Source organism: Rhizobium ecuadorense (assembly GCF_001187535.1).
In the GTDB taxonomy this organism is placed as follows: Bacteria; Pseudomonadota; Alphaproteobacteria; order Rhizobiales; family Rhizobiaceae; genus Rhizobium; species Rhizobium ecuadorense.
This window is the reverse complement of record NZ_LFIO01000179.1, coordinates 1-312: the sequence shown is the minus strand read 5'-3', so window position 1 is coordinate 312 and position 312 is coordinate 1. Positions and strand designations below refer to the sequence as shown.

Sequence of the window (312 nt, the reverse complement as noted above, 5' to 3'; positions counted from 1 at the left end):
GCGTTTGCAGTTCGGCGGGCATCGGATCGTAAAAGTTCTTCGAAACTTCTGGAGGTAGATGATCCGCATATGTGTCCAAAAGATCCGTCGCAGTTAGGATTTCTCCAGTGTGGTCGTGGCGCCACCGCTCGGCCCCGATGCGTGTCAGAAACGGTAGAAAGCGCTCGAAATGAGTATAGGCTACCTTATTGGGCAGCAAACCTGGTTCCCAATGGAATGCCTTAGCGCGGGGCAATTTTATCTGCAGCGTTACTTCTTCTTTGAAGCCCTTGCCTTCCTTATTGACCTTTTTTCGAACCTGGACTGTGGAGC

At 51.3% G+C, this 312-nt stretch carries 1 protein-coding gene; it reads right to left on the bottom strand.

From position 1 onward, the window contains the following. A partial coding sequence (locus AF337_RS44130) for a hypothetical protein (RefSeq protein ID WP_210168035.1) occupies positions 1-312 on the bottom strand: 312 nt, incomplete at both ends.